A 15206-nucleotide genomic window follows, 5' to 3' on the forward strand; every position below is an offset into this window, starting at 1 on the left:
CGCGATGCGGTGCAGCAACACCGCATCCGCCGGTATCGCGTCAGCGTGCGGCGGCCACCGCGCCCTGCGTGGGGGCGAGCGCGCGCAGCGTTTCCTTGATCGTCGACACGCGGATCGCGAGATCGGGCGAGCGCGTCTCGATGCGCAGCTTGTCCTGGCCCGCGAGCTTGATGTGGCGATGCTTCTGCACCATCTCGATGATCCGCATCGGATCGATCGGCGGATTCGGCTCGAACTGCAGCCCGATCGCCACTTCGCTCGCGTCGATCTTCACGATGCCGAGCGGCTTCGCGGCGATCCGCAGCCGGTGCGTCTCGACGAGCGCGTGCGCCTGCGGCGGCAGCTTGCCGAAGCGGTCGATCAGTTCCTCCTGGATGCCGTCGATCGCATCGCCGTGCTCGCAGTTCGCGAGCCGCTTGTACAGCGACAGCCGCTCCTGCACGTCCGCGCAGTAGTCGGCCGGCAGGATCGCCGGGGCATGCAGGTTGATTTCCGTCGTCGCGGCGAGCGGGGCGGTGAGGTCGGGCTCCTTGCCGTTCTTCAGCGCCTTCACCGCGTCGTTGAGCATGTCCGTATAGAGCTGGAAGCCGATCTCGTGGATCTCGCCCGACTGCTTGTCGCCGAGCACCTCGCCGGTGCCGCGGATCTCCAGATCGTGCATCGCGAGATAGAAGCCCGAGCCGAGTTCCTCCATCTGCTGGATCGCTTCCAGCCGGCGCTGCGCCTGCTTGGTCAGCGCCTGCGGATCGTGCACCAGCAGGTACGCGTACGCCTGGTGATGCGAGCGGCCGACGCGCCCGCGCAGCTGGTGAAGCTGCGCGAGGCCGAACTTGTCCGCGCGGTGCATGATGATCGTGTTTGCGCTCGGCACGTCGATGCCGGTCTCGATGATGGTCGTGCACAGCAGCACGTTCGCGCGCTGCGCGACGAAATCGCGCATCACGCGCTCGAGCTCGCGCTCGTGCATCTGGCCGTGCGCGATCACGATGCGCGCTTCCGGCACGAGTTCCTCGAGCATCGCCTTGCGGTTCTCGATCGTCTCGACTTCGTTGTGCAGGAAGTACACCTGGCCGCCGCGCTTGAGCTCGCGCAGCATCGCCTCGCGGATCACGCTTTCTTCCTCGCGGCGCACAAAGGTCTTGATCGCGAGCCGCTTCTGCGGCGCGGTCGCGATCACCGAGAAATCGCGCAGCCCTTCGAGCGCCATCCCGAGCGTACGCGGGATCGGCGTCGCGGTGAGCGTCAGCACGTCGACTTCCGCGCGCAGCGCCTTCAGCGCTTCCTTCTGGCGCACGCCGAAACGGTGCTCCTCGTCGATGATCACGAGGCCGAGGCGCTTGAACTGCACGTCCGACGACAGCAGCTTGTGCGTGCCGATCACGATGTCGACGCTGCCTTCGTTGATCTGCGCGATCGCCGCGTTGATTTCCTTCGCGGTCTTGAAGCGCGACAGCTCGACGATGCGCACCGGCCAGTCCGCGAAGCGGTCGACGAAGGTCTGCGTGTGCTGCTCGGCGAGCAGCGTGGTCGGCGACAGCAGCGCGACCTGCTTGCCGCCCAGCACCGCGATGAATGCGGCGCGCAGCGCGACCTCGGTCTTGCCGAAGCCGACGTCGCCGCACACGAGGCGGTCCATCGGCTTGCCGCTCGTCATGTCGCCGATCACGGCCGCGATCGCGGCCGCCTGGTCGGGCGTTTCCTCGAAGCCGAAGCTTTCCGCGAATTTCACGTAGTCGCGCGGATCGAGCGAGAACGCGTGGCCTTCGCGGGCCGCGCGACGCGCGTACAGGTTCAGCAGCTCGGCGGCCGTGTCGCGGATCTGCTGCGCGGCCTTGCGCTTCGCGCGCTCCCACTGGCCGGAGCCGAGCGCGTGCAGCGGTGCGCTGTCGGGGTCGGCGCCGCTGTAGCGCGAGATCACGTGCAATTGCGCGACGGGCACGTAGAGCTTGCTGTCGCCCGCGTATTCGAGATGCAGGAATTCGGTCTCGCCTTCGCCGAGATCCATCGACACGAGGCCCATGTAGCGGCCGATGCCGTGCTGCGCGTGGACGACCGGGTCGCCCACCTTCAGCTCCGACAGGTCGCGCACCATCGCGTCGACGTTGCTCGCCTGTTCCTGCCGGCGGCGGCCCGTGCGCCGGCCGAGTGCCCCGTACAGCTCGGTTTCGGTGACGACCGCATAGCCTTCGCCCGGCACCGCGAAGCCGTTCGCGAGCGGCGCGACGCCGAGCGCGAAGCGTTCGTCGCTCGCGAGCCAGCCGGCGAAGTGGTCGTTCGACGCGGGGCGCAGATGGTGTTCGGCGAGCAGCTGCAGGATCGTTTCGCGGCGGCCGGCCGATTCGACGGTCAGCAGCACGCGCTTGCCCGACGATTCGACGAACGTGCGCAGCGACGCGAGCGGATCGTCGGCATGGCGATCGACGGTGAGTTCCGGCAGCGCGGTCGCCCAGCCGCCCGCCGGCTGCGCGGGCAGCACGACGCGCGCGAACGGTTTCGCGAACGCGAAGAAGTCCTCGTCGGACAGGAACAGCCGCTGCGGTTCGAGGATCGGCCGCTCGCGATCGTGCGCGAGGAACGCGTGGCGTTGCTTCGTATCGGCGGTGAAGCGGCGGATCGACGCTTCGAGATCGCCGGTGAACACGAGGTGCGCGTCTTGCGGCAGGTAGTGGAACAGCGTAGCCGTTTCGTCGAAGAACAGCGGCAGGTAATACTCGATGCCGGCCGACGGCACGCCGTTGCCGATGTCCTTGTAGATCGGCGCGCGGCTCGGGTCGCCTTCGAAGGTCTCGCGCCAGCGGCTGCGAAAGGCCGTGCGCGCGGCTTCGTCGAACGGAAACTCGCGGCCGGGCAATAGCCGCACGTCGCGCACCGGGTAGAGGCTGCGCTGGGTGTCGGGGTCGAACGCGCGGATCGAGTCGACCTGGTCGTCGAACAGGTCGATCCGGTACGGCAGCGGCGAGCCCATCGGGTACAGGTCGATCAGGGAGCCGCGCACGCAGTATTCGCCGGGCCGCACGACCTGGCTCACGTGCTCGTAGCCGGCCAGCGTGAGCTGTGCCTTCAGCTTCGCCTCGTCGAGCCGCTCGCCCTGCGCGAACGCGAACGTGTACGCGGCCATGAACGACGCGGGCGGCATCCGGTACAGCGCGGTGGTCGCGGGCACGAGCAGGATGTCGCAGCGGCCCTCGCCGAGATCGTGCAGCGTGGCGAGCCGCTCGGAGACGAGGTCCTGGTGCGGCGAGAACGTGTCGTACGGCAGCGTTTCCCAGTCCGGCAGCAGGCGCACGCGCGCGTCGGGCGAGAAGTAGCGGATTTCCTGCGACAGCCGCTGCGCATCGACCGCGTTTGCGCAGATCACCGCGAGGAGCGGCACGTCCTGGCGATTGTCGGCGAGATAACGGGCGATGGCGAGCGCGTCGGCGGAACCGTGCGCGCCGTCGAAGGCGAAACGCTGGCCGGGCTTGACGCGGGCAACGGGCGAGGCGGGCGGGGTAGAAGCGTTATCTGGCATAGGGACGACAGGGGTGGCGTGCACGGGCGCATCGCGGTGCGCCGGTCGAGACGAAAGACCTATTATAAAATCCGCTTCTCGATTTCACCTTTCCGGCGTTTCCTTTCGTGACTCCCCGACTTTTCGCCCTGATTCCCTGTGCCGGCACGGGCAGCCGCTCCGGTTCGGCCGTGCCGAAGCAATACCGCACGCTGGCCGGCCGTGCGCTGCTGCACTACACGCTCGCCGCGTTCGATGCGTGCAGCGAATTCGCGCAGACGCTCGTCGTGCTTGCTCCCGACGATTCCCATTTCGATGCGCGCCGCTTCGCGGGCCTGCGCTTCGCGGTGCGCCGCTGCGGCGGCGGCTCGCGCCAGGCGTCGGTGCTGAACGGGCTGCTCGAGCTGGCCGAATTCGGCGCGACCGACCACGACTGGGTGCTCGTGCACGATGCGGCCCGCCCCGGCATCACGCCGGCGCTGATCCGCACGCTCGTCGCGACGCTGAAGGACGACCCCGTCGGCGGGATCGTCGCGCTGCCGGTGGCCGATACGCTCAAGCGCGTGCCGGCCGGCGGCGACGCGATCGCGCGCACCGAGTCGCGCGACGCGCTGTGGCAGGCGCAGACGCCGCAGATGTTCCGCATCGGCATGCTGCGCGACGCGATCCTGCGCGCGCAGCGCGAAGGGCACGACCTCACCGACGAAGCGAGCGCGATCGAATGGGCCGGCCATACGCCGCGCGTCGTGCAGGGCAGCCTGCGCAACTTCAAGGTCACGTACCCCGAAGATTTCGCGCTCGCGGAAGCGATTCTCGCGCGTCCCGCGAACGCTTCCTGACTTTCACCCCCTCTCAATCGGAACACGCATGGATTTCAGAATCGGACAAGGCTACGACGTGCACCAGCTCGTCGAGGGGCGCCCCCTCATCATCGGCGGCGTGACGATTCCGTACGAACGCGGCCTGCTCGGCCACTCGGACGCGGACGTGCTGCTGCACGCGATCACCGACGCGCTGTTCGGCGCGGCCGCGCTAGGCGACATCGGCCGCCATTTTTCCGACACGGATGCGGCGTTCAAGGGCGCCGACAGCCGCGTACTGCTGCGCGAGTGCGTCGCACGCATCCAGGCCGCCGGCTTCACGATCCAGAACGTCGACAGCACCGTGATCGCGCAGGCGCCGAAGCTGGCACCGCATATCGACGGGATGCGCGCGAACATCGCGGCCGATCTCGGGCTGCCGCTCGAGCGCGTGAACGTGAAGGCGAAGACCAACGAGAAGCTCGGCTATCTCGGCCGCGGCGAGGGCATCGAGGCGCAGGCGGCCGCGCTGCTGGTGAAGCAGGGCGCGTGACGCCCGGCCGGAGCGGTGCGCGGTTGGCGCCGCCGAAATGAAAAATGCCACGCGCGATGCGTGGCATTTTCGTTTGGGGCGCCGCGCCGCTGCCGGCATCGCTGCCGGTCGGGCGGCGCAACCGCTCACTCGCCTTCGGCGGCGATCACCTGCGCGGCGGCGTTGATCACCGACGCGATGCGGCCGACGTCGCGCAGCTGCGTGACGGTCATCCCTTGCTCGTTCTTCAGCAGCGCATAGTGCGACTTCACGCAGAAGTGGCACTTGCCGACGATCGACGCGGCGAGCGCGTACATCTCGAACTTGCGCTTGTCGACGCCGCCGTGCGTCGCGTAAGCGCCCATCCGCAGTTCGGCGCGCTGCGTCTTCAGGTCGACGTCGTCGGCCATCTCGACATACGGATACCAGGTGTTGTTCATCCCCATCAGCGCGGCCGCCGTCAGCACGGCGTTCGTCTCTTCGGGCGACAGGACGCCGGCTTCGCGGATCGTCTTGACGAGCACCGTGCTCTTCGCCGCGATCGCCGCCGCCAGTGCGACGCCGACCGCGTCGGTGCCTTCGAGCGACGAGCGCGAGATCGTGCCGTCGAGGTTCAGGCGAATGTCCTTCGCGTAGTCGGGAATACGTGCCTTAATCGAGTCGATGAATTCCATTGATATCTCCTATGGGTTGGCCGTTAAAAAAGCCCGCAGGCAAGACGTGCGCCGCGGGCTTCGTGCATCGATGCGCTTACAGCGTTGCGCCGCCGACTGCACGGTTGCACGGGCACAGTTCGTCCGTTTGCAGGCCGTCCAGAATCCGCAGGACTTCTTCCGGGCTGCGGCCGACGTTCAGGTTGTTCACCGAAACGTGCTGGATCGTGTTGTCCGGGTCGACGATGAACGTTGCGCGCAGCGCCACGCCGGCTTCCTTGTCGCGCACGCCGAGCTGGTCGATCAGCTCGCCCTTGACGTCGCCGAACGAGTAGTGGTTCAGCTTGTCGAGGTCCTTGTGCTCACGGCGCCATGCGAGCTTGACGAATTCGTTGTCCGAGCTGCCGCCGAGCAGCACGGCGTCGCGCTCTTCGAACTGCTTCGTGAGCTTCGCGAACTCGACGATTTCCGTCGGGCACACGAACGTGAAATCCTTCGGATAGAAGTAGATGATCTTCCACTTGCCCGGGAACGACGCTTCGGTGACGGTCTCGAACGCCGACTGGCCGTTTTCCTCGTGATTGTTGAAGCCCGGCTTCGCGGCTACGACGGTGAAAGCTTCGAGTTTATCGCCCACGGTTTTCATGCGGATACTCCTGTATGAGTTGGGAAGAAGACTGAGTCAAGCTACCTCGGTGCTGCAACGATGGTGTGACAGCATGGGCAAAACTATAACACTATTAGTAAAACACTTCAATAGATTTTGACTAACAACCCTCATAGCTTTTTTCAACCGGATCGATAGTGTGGCGCGCAACCCGCGGGCGCGCGCGTGTCATGCGGTCGCACGCGCCTTGCCGGCGCCGGGGAATTCGAGTGTGACTTCGAGGCCCGCGTCGGGCTGGCGGTTGCGCAGGCGCAGCGCGCCGCGATAGCGGCCGACGAGGCGCAGCACGATCGCCATCCCGAGGCCCGTGCCGTCGGCCTTGGTGCGCGCGGTGTCGACGCGGTAGAACGGCCGCATCACGAGCGGCAGCTGATCCTCGGGGATGCCGGGGCCTTCGTCGCTCACCGACAGCTCCACGCGTGCGTGCGACACGCGCGTCTCGAGCGTGATGCGCGACACGCCGTCCTCCTTGCTCTGGCCGTACTTGCGCGCGTTCTCGACGAGGTTGCCGATCACGCGGCGCATGTCGGTTTCGTCGGCTTCGATGATCGCGCTCGGCGCGAGCCGCGTGCGAATCTCGACGCCGTCCTCGCCCGACACGCGCGCGGCGACTTCCTGCGCGATCGACGACAGGTCGACGGGTTCGGGCTTGCGCTGCGACGGGCGCGCGTAGTCGATGAAGGCGGCGATGATCCGGTCCATCTGTTCGATGTCGTCGACCATCGCGTCCTTGGTCGCCTGGTCGGAAGGGCTCATCTCGGTTTCGAGCCGCAGCCGCGCGAGCGGCGTGCGCAGGTCGTGCGAGATGCCCGCGAGCATCAGCGCGCGGTCGGCCTCGAGCTGTTCGAGGTCGCGCACCATCTGGTTGAAGCTGCGGTTGGTGTCGGCCGCGACGCCCATCCCGCGCTCGGGCAGCGGGTCGGGCGCCTGGCCCGAGCCGACCTGGCGCGCGGCGAGCGCGAGCCTGGAAAACGGCCGGTTCACGAGGCTCGTGATGAACGCGGAGCCGAACAGCGACAACGCGAGCGCGAACAGCCCCCAGCCGGCCCACTGCAGGCCCGTGACGTTGTCGAGCTGGTCGCGGTCGAGCGCGACCCAGTAATCGTCGTCGTCGATCTTGAAGCTGATCCATACGCCGGGGATGTCGTTGACCGACTGCGCGATCACGGTATCGTCGCCGAGGCGGCTGCGGATGTCGTGTTCGATCAGACGATTCAGCGATTCGTCGGGCTGCAGCTTGAACTTGTCGGTTTTCTCGCGCGGGTAGACGCGCACGCCCTCGTTGCTCTCGAGATCCTGCAGCAGCGCGCGCCGCAGGTCGGGATCGGAATAGAGCAGGGCGGTGCGCGTGAGCTTCACGATCGCGACGAGCTGCAGCGCGACACGCTGCGCACGCGGCTCGCGCTCGATCACGCGAAAGCTCTGGAACCACGCGGCGAGACTGACCGAGATCAGCAGCGCGATCAGCAGGAAGGTGCGCCAGAACAGCCCGCCGAACGCGAGCTGCAGGAGGCGCCGGTCGATACGCATGGGACGGGCCGTGGGCGGGCGAAACCGGAAAGGAAAAAGATCAGGCGGCGCCGTCCGGGATGAACACGTAGCCGAGGCCCCAGACGGTCTGGATGAAACGCGGGCTGCCCGGATCCGGTTCGATCAGCTTGCGCAGGCGCGAGATCTGCACGTCGAGGCTGCGGTCGAACACTTCGTATTCACGGCCGCGCGCGAGCTCCATCAGCTTCTCGCGCGACAGCGGCTGGCGCGGATGGCGCGCGAACACCTTCAGCACCGAGAATTCGCCGGTCGTGAGCGGAATTTCCTGGCCGGACTTCGTCAGCGTGCGGGTCGCGAGGTTCAGCGAGAACTCGCCGAACTCGAACACCTCGGTGGTTTCCGACGGCGCGCCCGGCAGTTCGGCCGGCGCCTGGCGGCGCAGCACCGCGTGAATGCGCGCGACGAGTTCGCGCGGGTTGAACGGCTTCGGCAGGTAATCGTCGGCGCCCATCTCGAGGCCGACGATGCGATCGACGTCCTCGCCCTTCGCGGTGAGCATGATGATCGGCGTGCGGTCGTTGCTGCCGCGCAGGCGGCGGCAGATCGACAGGCCGTCTTCGCCCGGCAGCATCAGGTCGAGCACGAGCAGGTCGAAACGCTCGCGTACCCAGAGCTTGTTCATTGCAGTCGCGTTTTCGGCGACGTAGACATTGAAACCCTGCTCGCCGAGATAGCGGCGCAGCAGATCGCGCAAGCGCGGGTCGTCGTCGACGACGAGAATCTTGGAGGGGTTTTTCGTTTCCATGATCGGCATCTTATCGCGAATGGGAATTGACGCACGGCCGCGTATTTTCGTGCGTTACAGTCGGTTACAAAATTTACCCGTAGTGTCGCGCGGAGTAAAGGCAGGCTATAGAGATTCCTTTACTCGAAGCCGAAATTCGGTAGATACTCCCCTGCACTCCATCTTTCATCTTTGTACACCCGAATTCCGCAGGGTTTTTCAAGTACCAGAGGTAACCGGTTGCCGCGTGACGAAGGGAACAAATCGACCAAAGAAGCGAGGACGGTCATGCGATCTGCCCGGATTGCACTGATGCTGACGATCGCGCTTGCCGGTCCGTATGCGTCGAACTTCGCGTATGCGCAGCGCCCCGAGCAGGGCGCATCGTCGCGCAAGCTGCCGCGCGGCAAAGCGCCGCAGTCCGATCGTACCGCCGAGATGACGGCCCGTTCCGCCGTGCCTCCCGATCTCGAGCAGCGCCGCCGCGACGGGCACATGACGCCCGAGGAGCGCCACCTTCTGCGCCAGCACATCGAAGACGCCGTTCGCGAGCTGTACAAGCGCTGACGCGCGGTCCTTCGCGCCGCTCATGCGCGGCGCGGAAAAGATTCGTAGCAATTTTTCCGTCAACTTTCGAACGTCGATTGCCGTTGTACCGGCATCCGCACCGCCGGTGCGTTCCGGGAGTCCTTGACGATGAAAGCGAACGCTGCCGCACCGGCGCCGTCGCCCGCGATGCAGTCGCCGCTCGATGCCGACGATGCATTGTTTTTCCTGACCCGTACCGGTTTTTCTCCCGCGCCCGCCGACGTTGCGCGCATCGTCGGCATGACGCGCGCGCAGGTCGTGGCCGACACGCTCGGCAGCGTGCGCCGCGATCCCGTCACGACATGGCCCGACTGGCTCGCCGAGTTGCCGCCGACGCGCGCGCAGCGCCAGGCGCTGACCGCCGACATGCGGCGCGACGAGCAGCGCGAGCGCAATCTCCGCTACGATGCGCTGCGCGCGGCCTGGATCAACGAGATGATCGTCACGCCGTCGCCGCTGACCGAGCGCATGACGCTGTTCTGGCACGGGCACTTCACGTCGGGGCAGGACAAGGTGCCTTATCCGCAGACGATGGCCGCGCAGAACGCGCTGTTTCGCCGCGAGGCGCTCGGCAACTTCGGCGTGCTGCTGCACGCGGTCGCGAAGGATCCGGCGATGCTGCAGTATCTCGACGGCGCGAGCAATCGCAAGGGGCGCCCGAACGAGAATTTCGCGCGCGAGGTGATGGAGCTGTTCACGCTCGGCGAAGGGCACTACACGCAGGTCGACGTGACCGAAGCCGCGCGCGCGATGACGGGCTGGACGGTCGACCCCGACACGCTGCGCTTCGCGGTGCGGCCGGAATGGCACGATGCGGGCGACAAGACGATCCTCGGCGAAACGGGGCCGTTCGACGGCGACGGCTTTCTCGACATCCTGCTGAAGCAGCCCGGCACCGCGCGCTTCATCGTCGGCAAGCTGTGGCGCGAGTTCGTGTCGGATACGCCCGATCCGGTCGCGCTCGGTGCGCTGGCCGAACGGTTTCGTTCGAGCGGCTACGACATTCGCGCGGCGCTCGCCGCGCTGTGGTCGACCGATGCATTCTGGGATCCGCGCAACCGCGGCGTGCTGGTCAAGTCGCCGGTGGAATTCGTCGTCGGATCGGTGCGGCTGTTCGACGTTTCGTACGGCGATCCGCGGATGCTCGCGAACACCGTGCGCACGCTCGGGCAGAACCTGTTCTACCCGCCGAACGTGAAGGGCTGGCCGGGCGGCGCACTGTGGATCAACAGCACCACGCTGCTCGCGCGCAAGCAGTTCGTCGATCAGCTGTTCCGCGCGACCGAGACGGCCGGCATACATCCGCCGGCGCATGCGATGCCGGTGGTCGATACGGCGTCCGCGGCCGGCCTGCGCGGCGCGTCCGCCAAGCCCGCGCGCGCCGGCCTGCGCTTCGACCTCGAACGCTGGCTGGCGCAATATCGCGCGCGGCCGCAGGCGATCGCGGGTCTGTCGACCGAGCTGCAGTTGCAGCACGCGGTGCTGCCGCTTTCGCCGGTCGCGGCGATCGACACGGATTCGACCGGCGGTGCGTACCTCGAGGCGCTGCTGATGGATCCGGCCTATCAACTGAAATGATGCGAACGACGATGAAGCGGGAAGTCGCTGCGGCAAAGGCGCCGGGCGGCGAACCAAAGGATGTGCGATGAACCGACGTGATTTTCTGACGCTGACGGGCGCCGCGGCCGCGGCCGGCGTATCGATGTGGCAGGCGCCCGCGATGGCGGCTTCCGTGGCGCAGGCGGGGCGCCCACCGGCCGCAGGGTATGCGAACGTGCTGATCCTCGTCGAGCTGAAGGGCGGCAACGACGGCCTCAACACGGTGGTGCCGTATGCGGACCCGCTGTATTACCAGTTCCGACGCAGCATCGGCATCAAGCGCGAGCAGGTGCTTCAACTCGACGCACACACGGGGCTGCATCCGGCGCTTGCGCCGCTGATGCCGCTGTGGCGCGACGGGCAGGTCGCGGTCGTGCAGGGCGTCGGCTATCCGCAGCCGAACCTGTCGCATTTTCGCTCGATCGAGATCTGGGACACCGCGTCGCGCTCGGATCAGTACCTGCACGAAGGCTGGCTCACACGCACGTTCGCGCAGGCGCCCGTGCCGCCCGGTTTCGCGGCCGACGGCGTCGTGCTCGGCAGCGCCGAGATGGGGCCGCTCTCGAACGGTGCGCGCGCGATCGCTCTCGTCAATCCCGCGCAGTTCATTCGTGCGGCCCGGCTCGCCGAGCCGTCGTCGCTGCGTGAACAGAACCCCGCGCTCGCCCACATCATCGACGTCGAGAACGACATCGTGAAGGCGGCCGGCCGGTTGCGCCCGCGCGGCGGGATGCGTGAATTCCGGACGGCCTTTCCGGCCGGCGCGTTCGGCACGTCGGTGAAGACCGCGATGCAGGTGCTGGCCGCGTGCGAAGCGTCCGGGCCCGGCGCGCAGGACGGTGTCGCGGTGCTGCGCCTGACGCTCAACGGCTTCGACACGCACCAGAACCAGCCGGGGCAGCAAGCCGCGCTGCTCAAGCAGTTCGCGGAAGGGATGAGCGCGATGCGCGGCGCGTTGATCGAACTCGGCCGCTGGAACCAGACGCTCGTGATGACCTATGCGGAATTCGGGCGGCGTGTGCGGGAGAACCAGAGCAACGGCACCGACCACGGCACGGCCGCGCCGCATTTCGTGATGGGCGGCCGCGTGGCCGGCGGGCTGTATGGGGCGCCGCCGGCGCTCGGGCGGCTCGACGGCAACGGCAACCTGCCGGTCGCGGTCGATTTCCGCCAGCTCTACGCGACCGTGCTCGGGCCGTGGTGGGGGCTCGACGCGACGCGCGTGCTGCAGCAGCGCTTCGACACGCTGCCGTTGCTGAAGGCGTGAGGGGGCAGGGTCAGCGCCGGCGCGCGGCACGCCACGCGATCCACAGTTTGCGGATCGGTGTGAGCGCGATGCGCTGGTGCAGCACCTGGTAGCCGTCGCGTTCGATTTCGTCGAGCAGCGAGCCGGCCAGTGCGATCTGCGCGCGCAGCGTGCGCTGCGTGCGGCGTTCGGAGGCGGGAATCGCCGCTTCGGCGGCCACGAGCGCTTCGCGCGCGCGGGCCGTCTGGAATTGCAGCAATTCGGTGAACGCCGGGCTGTAGCGGCGGTTCAGCAGATCGGCCGCGGTCACGTTGTAGCGCTGCAGCTCGTCGATCGGCAGGTAGATGCGGCCGTGGCGCGCATCGTTGCCGAGGTCCTGCACGAATTGCGCGAGCATCAGCGCGCGGCCGACGTCCGCGGCCCACGGTTGCGGGTCGGCCGGGTTCGCGGCGCTGGCGCGCGCGACCAGCGACGCGAACGTGCCGCCGACTTGCGCGATGTAGCGCTGCAGGTTCGCGAAATCGAGGTAGCGCGCCTGTTCGAGATCCATCCCGTAACCGTTGACGAGCGTGCGCAATGCGTCGGCCTCGGCGGCGATCGCCGGGTGATGCTGCGCGAGCGCCTTCGTGACCGGGTGCGACGGCTGTCCGTCGGCCAGCGCCGCGAGTTCCTTGTGCCACCACGCGAGTTTCGTGTGTCCGACGGTCGGGTCGCTGGTTTCCTTGACGGTTTCCTCGAGTTCGCGGCGCAGCGCGAACAGCGCGGTCAGGCGCGGCTGCGTGGCGAGCGGTGCCTGACGCAGCGCGTAGTAGACGCTGGAGCCGGCAGGGGCGGCCTTTTGCTGACAGTAGTCGTCGAAGTTCACGGGCGGAATCGTGTGGGGCGGGTTCGGGGGACGCGCGGCGGCGCGCGGCCGAAACGTCGAGCGCGGCATTCTAGCACCGCTGCACGACGGGTGCCGGCAGGGGCGAGACAACGCCGCGCGGATCGGGTAGAATCTCGCGCTCGCCTGATCGGGCGTGCCGGGTTACAGGCCGGCGCGGTGTCCCGGGCGCGTGGAAACGCATCATGCGTGCCGCGTGGTCAGGCGACAGAAAATGCGCGTGAGTGGCGAAATTGGTAGACGCACCAGGTTTAGGTCCTGACGCCCGCAAGGGTGTGCCGGTTCGAGTCCGGCCTCACGCACCAGAAGTCGAATGCGCCTCGCTCAGGGGCCGTTCATCGAAAAGCGCTGCCGGTCGATTGACCGCAGCGCTTTTTCGTTGATGCGTGTCGATTCGGTTACCGTGCTTCGGGTGAGGGCTGGAAGCCAGCGGGCGTTTGTGCCGCTCTGGTTTTCGCCAGGCCAGCGACGGTATCAAAACAATGGTTGAATAGTGTCGATGCCTTTCCGGGCACGCGAGCCTGGACAGTCGGTGGACGAAAACGCGTGCCGCGTGTAGTGTCGTGTTCGCTTCTCATACAAGAAACGCAATAACGCCGAGGACCACCGATGAAAAACACCGTCCGCATTCCGATTTCCGTACTGGCGCTGATGTCGGTCGTGCCGGCTTTTGCCAATACGCCCGCCGAGAACATTGCCTGGAGTACCCGGCCCGCGCAGACGGTCTCATCGTCGTCGGCGTGTTCCGCGTATTCGGGGCGTGTGATGTCGGGCGGCGAGACGTTCTCCACGGAAAACGTACTGAAAGCCATCGGCACGTCGCTGGCTGGTGCCGCGCTCGGCATCGTCACCGACGGATATCAGGGCCCCGTCTCCAATCCGTGCCCGCGCCCGGGTCTGTGACCGTCCCTCAAGCGAACCGCGGTCCGCTCCGCCTGATCTGAAACAAGCCCGGTACCCGGCGCCGCGCGTCGTTCGACCCGCGGCGCTTCGTCATTTCAGGCCGCCTTATTCCCAGAAACTCCGGATCGCGACCGCCACGATCACCGGTACCGAAAACACCAGCGGGATCGCGAAATACTGCGCTTCGCGATCGACTACCCAGCTATAGATGACCCACGCCGCGCCGATCGCGAACGTGACGAGGCCGACCGTCACGGCGGCGATGTTCAGGACCAGCTTCGAAGGCTGGCGGCGCGTCTTGGCATCGTCATGGTTGTCGCGCGGGGACGATTTCATCGGAAGAGTGCGGCTTCGCGCCGGAACGGGGATAAACACACAGGAAACCCCATCCGCACCGATCGCGCAAGAGGGCCGGCGCAGGCCGGCCCTCGTCGCGTCCGCCCGCGCGCTACAACCCGAACGACACCGCAAGTTCATCGAGCAGTGCGCGCTGGAACGCGACGAAGCGCTCGCCGGGCTGCTGCGCGATCGCGAGGTCGAGCATCGGATCGGCGACGTCGGTGCGCATGCCGGCCAGCGTCTCGACGATCGCGAGCCCGCAGAACGGCACATACGCTTCCGAATAGCCGCCTTCGTGAACGATCACGAGCCGCCCGTTGCAGTGGCGCTGCGCGGCATCCTTCACCGCGCGCGTCATGAACCGGTAGCTGTCGGTATGCAGCTGCATGCGCGCGAGCGGGTCGACGGCGCTGGCGTCGAGGCCGCTGGCGACCACGATCAGCTCGGGCCGGAAACGCGCCAGCGCCGGCAGCACGATCCGTTCGAACGCGTAGCGATACGCATCGTCGCCGCTGCCCGCGAGCAACGGCACGTTCAGGTTCGCGCCGACGCCCGCGCCGTCGCCGCGATCGTCCGCGCCGCTGTAGCCGGGCGGGAAGCAGCGGTCCTGATGCAGCGAGATCGTCAGCGTGTCCGGATCGTCGTAGTAGATCGACTGCGTGCCGTTGCCGTGATGCACGTCCCAGTCGATCACCGCGACGCGCTCGATGCCGTGTTTCGCGCGGGCAGCCTCGATCGCGATCGGGATGTTCGCCAGCAGGCAGAAGCCCATCGGGCGATCGCGCAGGCAGTGGTGGCCGGGTGGCCGCGACAGCGAGAACGCGTTCGCCGCCCGCTCGCCGACGACCGCATCGACGGCCGCGATCGCGAGGCCGGCCGACAGCGCGGCGATCTCGTAGCTGCCCTTGCCGAATGGCGCGAGATCGCCGAGGTCGCCGCCGTTCGCGTCGCTGAGTGCGCGGAACGCGTCGAGATAGTGCGCGGGATGAATGCGCAGCAGGTCGGCGTTCGACGCCGGTTCGGCGCCGCGCATGTCGAGCTGGGCGGCCAGGCCCGACGCCTGCACGAGCGACAGGAAACGGCGCTTCGAATCGGGCGATTCCGCGTAGCCCGCGCTCGACGGCGGCTGGACCCAGCCGCCGACCGGGAAGAACAGCGCATGCGTGCCGCCGGTATGCCAGAAAGTGCGTTCGTCGGTGAAGAAGGCAGTGCGATTCATGGGTGTGCGTGA

At 67.3% G+C, this 15206-nt stretch carries 14 protein-coding genes and 1 tRNA gene; 7 read left to right on the plus strand and 8 right to left on the minus strand.

The genetic code is table 11. The features are described from left to right. Positions 1-40: 40 nt before the first annotated feature. On the minus strand, positions 41-3511 hold the full coding sequence (gene mfd / locus HWX08_RS16780) for a transcription-repair coupling factor (protein ID WP_069256923.1): 3471 nt from the start codon (positions 3509-3511) through the stop codon (positions 41-43). Positions 3512-3618: 107 nt separating this feature from the next. Here mfd and ispD point away from each other — a divergent pair, with 107 nt between their 5' ends. After that, complete coding sequence (gene ispD, locus HWX08_RS16785; RefSeq protein WP_069256922.1) at positions 3619-4329, plus strand: 2-C-methyl-D-erythritol 4-phosphate cytidylyltransferase; 711 nt, start codon at positions 3619-3621, stop codon at positions 4327-4329. Positions 4330-4357: 28 nt separating this feature from the next. Beyond that, on the plus strand, positions 4358-4843 hold the full coding sequence (gene ispF / locus HWX08_RS16790) for a 2-C-methyl-D-erythritol 2,4-cyclodiphosphate synthase (RefSeq protein ID WP_069256921.1): 486 nt from the start codon (positions 4358-4360) through the stop codon (positions 4841-4843). Positions 4844-4968: 125 nt separating this feature from the next. Here the strand turns inward: ispF and HWX08_RS16795 are convergent, their stop codons facing one another. From HWX08_RS16795 to ompR, 4 genes are all read right to left on the minus strand, one after another. Further along, a complete protein-coding gene (locus HWX08_RS16795) occupies positions 4969-5496 on the minus strand; it encodes a carboxymuconolactone decarboxylase family protein (protein ID WP_174920505.1) in 528 nt (175 codons plus the stop codon). Between the two features lie 76 nt (positions 5497-5572). Further along, complete coding sequence (locus HWX08_RS16800; RefSeq protein ID WP_006478563.1) at positions 5573-6121, minus strand: peroxiredoxin; 549 nt, start codon at positions 6119-6121, stop codon at positions 5573-5575. Between the two features lie 189 nt (positions 6122-6310). Beyond that, on the minus strand, positions 6311-7672 hold the full coding sequence (locus HWX08_RS16805; RefSeq protein ID WP_174920506.1) for an ATP-binding protein: 1362 nt from the start codon (positions 7670-7672) through the stop codon (positions 6311-6313). A gap of 40 nt (positions 7673-7712) precedes the next feature. Beyond that, complete coding sequence (gene ompR / locus HWX08_RS16810) at positions 7713-8447, minus strand: osmolarity response regulator transcription factor OmpR (RefSeq protein ID WP_006478565.1); 735 nt, start codon at positions 8445-8447, stop codon at positions 7713-7715. A 258-nt stretch (positions 8448-8705) separates the two neighbouring features. On the opposite strand from ompR, the gene HWX08_RS16815 reads away from it, so the two are divergent. The 3 genes from HWX08_RS16815 (at position 8706) to HWX08_RS16825 (ending at position 11871) form a co-directional block, all read left to right on the plus strand. Beyond that, the gene (locus HWX08_RS16815; RefSeq protein WP_059729638.1) at positions 8706-8984 is read left to right on the plus strand and encodes a hypothetical protein; all 279 of its coding nucleotides are present in this window, start codon (positions 8706-8708) and stop codon (positions 8982-8984) included. 129 nt (positions 8985-9113) lie between these two features. Further along, a complete protein-coding gene (locus tag HWX08_RS16820) occupies positions 9114-10583 on the plus strand; it encodes a DUF1800 domain-containing protein (protein WP_174920507.1) in 1470 nt (489 codons plus the stop codon). 67 nt (positions 10584-10650) lie between these two features. Further along, positions 10651-11871, plus strand: a complete 1221-nt coding sequence (locus HWX08_RS16825) for a DUF1501 domain-containing protein (protein WP_174920508.1) — start codon at positions 10651-10653, stop codon at positions 11869-11871. Positions 11872-11881: 10 nt separating this feature from the next. On the opposite strand, the gene hpnD is transcribed toward HWX08_RS16825, so the two are convergent. Then, positions 11882-12715: a presqualene diphosphate synthase HpnD gene (gene hpnD, locus HWX08_RS16830; protein WP_069256917.1), complete on the minus strand. Its 834-nt coding sequence runs from the start codon at positions 12713-12715 to the stop codon at positions 11882-11884. A 236-nt stretch (positions 12716-12951) separates the two neighbouring features. On the opposite strand from hpnD, the gene HWX08_RS16835 reads away from it, so the two are divergent. Together HWX08_RS16835 and HWX08_RS16840 are read left to right on the plus strand one after the other, a co-directional pair. Continuing rightward, positions 12952-13038, plus strand: a tRNA-Leu gene (locus HWX08_RS16835). A gap of 304 nt (positions 13039-13342) precedes the next feature. Beyond that, complete coding sequence (locus HWX08_RS16840; protein WP_174920509.1) at positions 13343-13636, plus strand: hypothetical protein; 294 nt, start codon at positions 13343-13345, stop codon at positions 13634-13636. Between the two features lie 105 nt (positions 13637-13741). Here the strand turns inward: HWX08_RS16840 and HWX08_RS16845 are convergent, their stop codons facing one another. Both HWX08_RS16845 and HWX08_RS16850 read right to left on the minus strand, forming a co-directional pair. Then, entirely contained in the window at positions 13742-13972 is a 231-nt protein-coding gene (locus HWX08_RS16845; protein WP_107310595.1) for a hypothetical protein, read from the minus strand. Between the two features lie 112 nt (positions 13973-14084). Beyond that, positions 14085-15194 carry a class II histone deacetylase gene (locus HWX08_RS16850; protein ID WP_174920510.1) on the minus strand — a complete coding sequence of 370 codons (1110 nt, stop codon included), beginning with the start codon at positions 15192-15194 and terminating at the stop codon, positions 14085-14087. Positions 15195-15206 lie beyond the last annotated feature (12 nt).

Source organism: Burkholderia metallica (genome assembly GCF_902832845.1).
GTDB lineage: Bacteria > Pseudomonadota > Gammaproteobacteria > Burkholderiales > Burkholderiaceae > Burkholderia > Burkholderia metallica.

Excerpts from the sequence above, each read along its gene's own strand:
- HWX08_RS16800 (WP_006478563.1), bottom strand. The coding sequence starts at position 6,121 with ATGAAAACCGTGGGCGATAAACTCGAAGCTTTCACCGTCGTAGCCGCG.
- HWX08_RS16815 (WP_059729638.1), top strand. The coding sequence starts at position 8,706 with ATGCGATCTGCCCGGATTGCACTGATGCTGACGATCGCGCTTGCCGGT.
- mfd (WP_069256923.1), bottom strand. The coding sequence starts at position 3,511 with ATGCCAGATAACGCTTCTACCCCGCCCGCCTCGCCCGTTGCCCGCGTC.
- HWX08_RS16805 (WP_174920506.1), bottom strand. The coding sequence starts at position 7,672 with ATGCGTATCGACCGGCGCCTCCTGCAGCTCGCGTTCGGCGGGCTGTTC.
- ispF (WP_069256921.1), top strand. The coding sequence starts at position 4,358 with ATGGATTTCAGAATCGGACAAGGCTACGACGTGCACCAGCTCGTCGAG.
- HWX08_RS16825 (WP_174920508.1), top strand. The coding sequence starts at position 10,651 with ATGAACCGACGTGATTTTCTGACGCTGACGGGCGCCGCGGCCGCGGCC.
- HWX08_RS16845 (WP_107310595.1), bottom strand. The coding sequence starts at position 13,972 with ATGAAATCGTCCCCGCGCGACAACCATGACGATGCCAAGACGCGCCGC.
- HWX08_RS16850 (WP_174920510.1), bottom strand. The coding sequence starts at position 15,194 with ATGAATCGCACTGCCTTCTTCACCGACGAACGCACTTTCTGGCATACC.
- ompR (WP_006478565.1), bottom strand. The coding sequence starts at position 8,447 with ATGCCGATCATGGAAACGAAAAACCCCTCCAAGATTCTCGTCGTCGAC.
- HWX08_RS16820 (WP_174920507.1), top strand. The coding sequence starts at position 9,114 with ATGAAAGCGAACGCTGCCGCACCGGCGCCGTCGCCCGCGATGCAGTCG.
- HWX08_RS16840 (WP_174920509.1), top strand. The coding sequence starts at position 13,343 with ATGAAAAACACCGTCCGCATTCCGATTTCCGTACTGGCGCTGATGTCG.
- HWX08_RS16795 (WP_174920505.1), bottom strand. The coding sequence starts at position 5,496 with ATGGAATTCATCGACTCGATTAAGGCACGTATTCCCGACTACGCGAAG.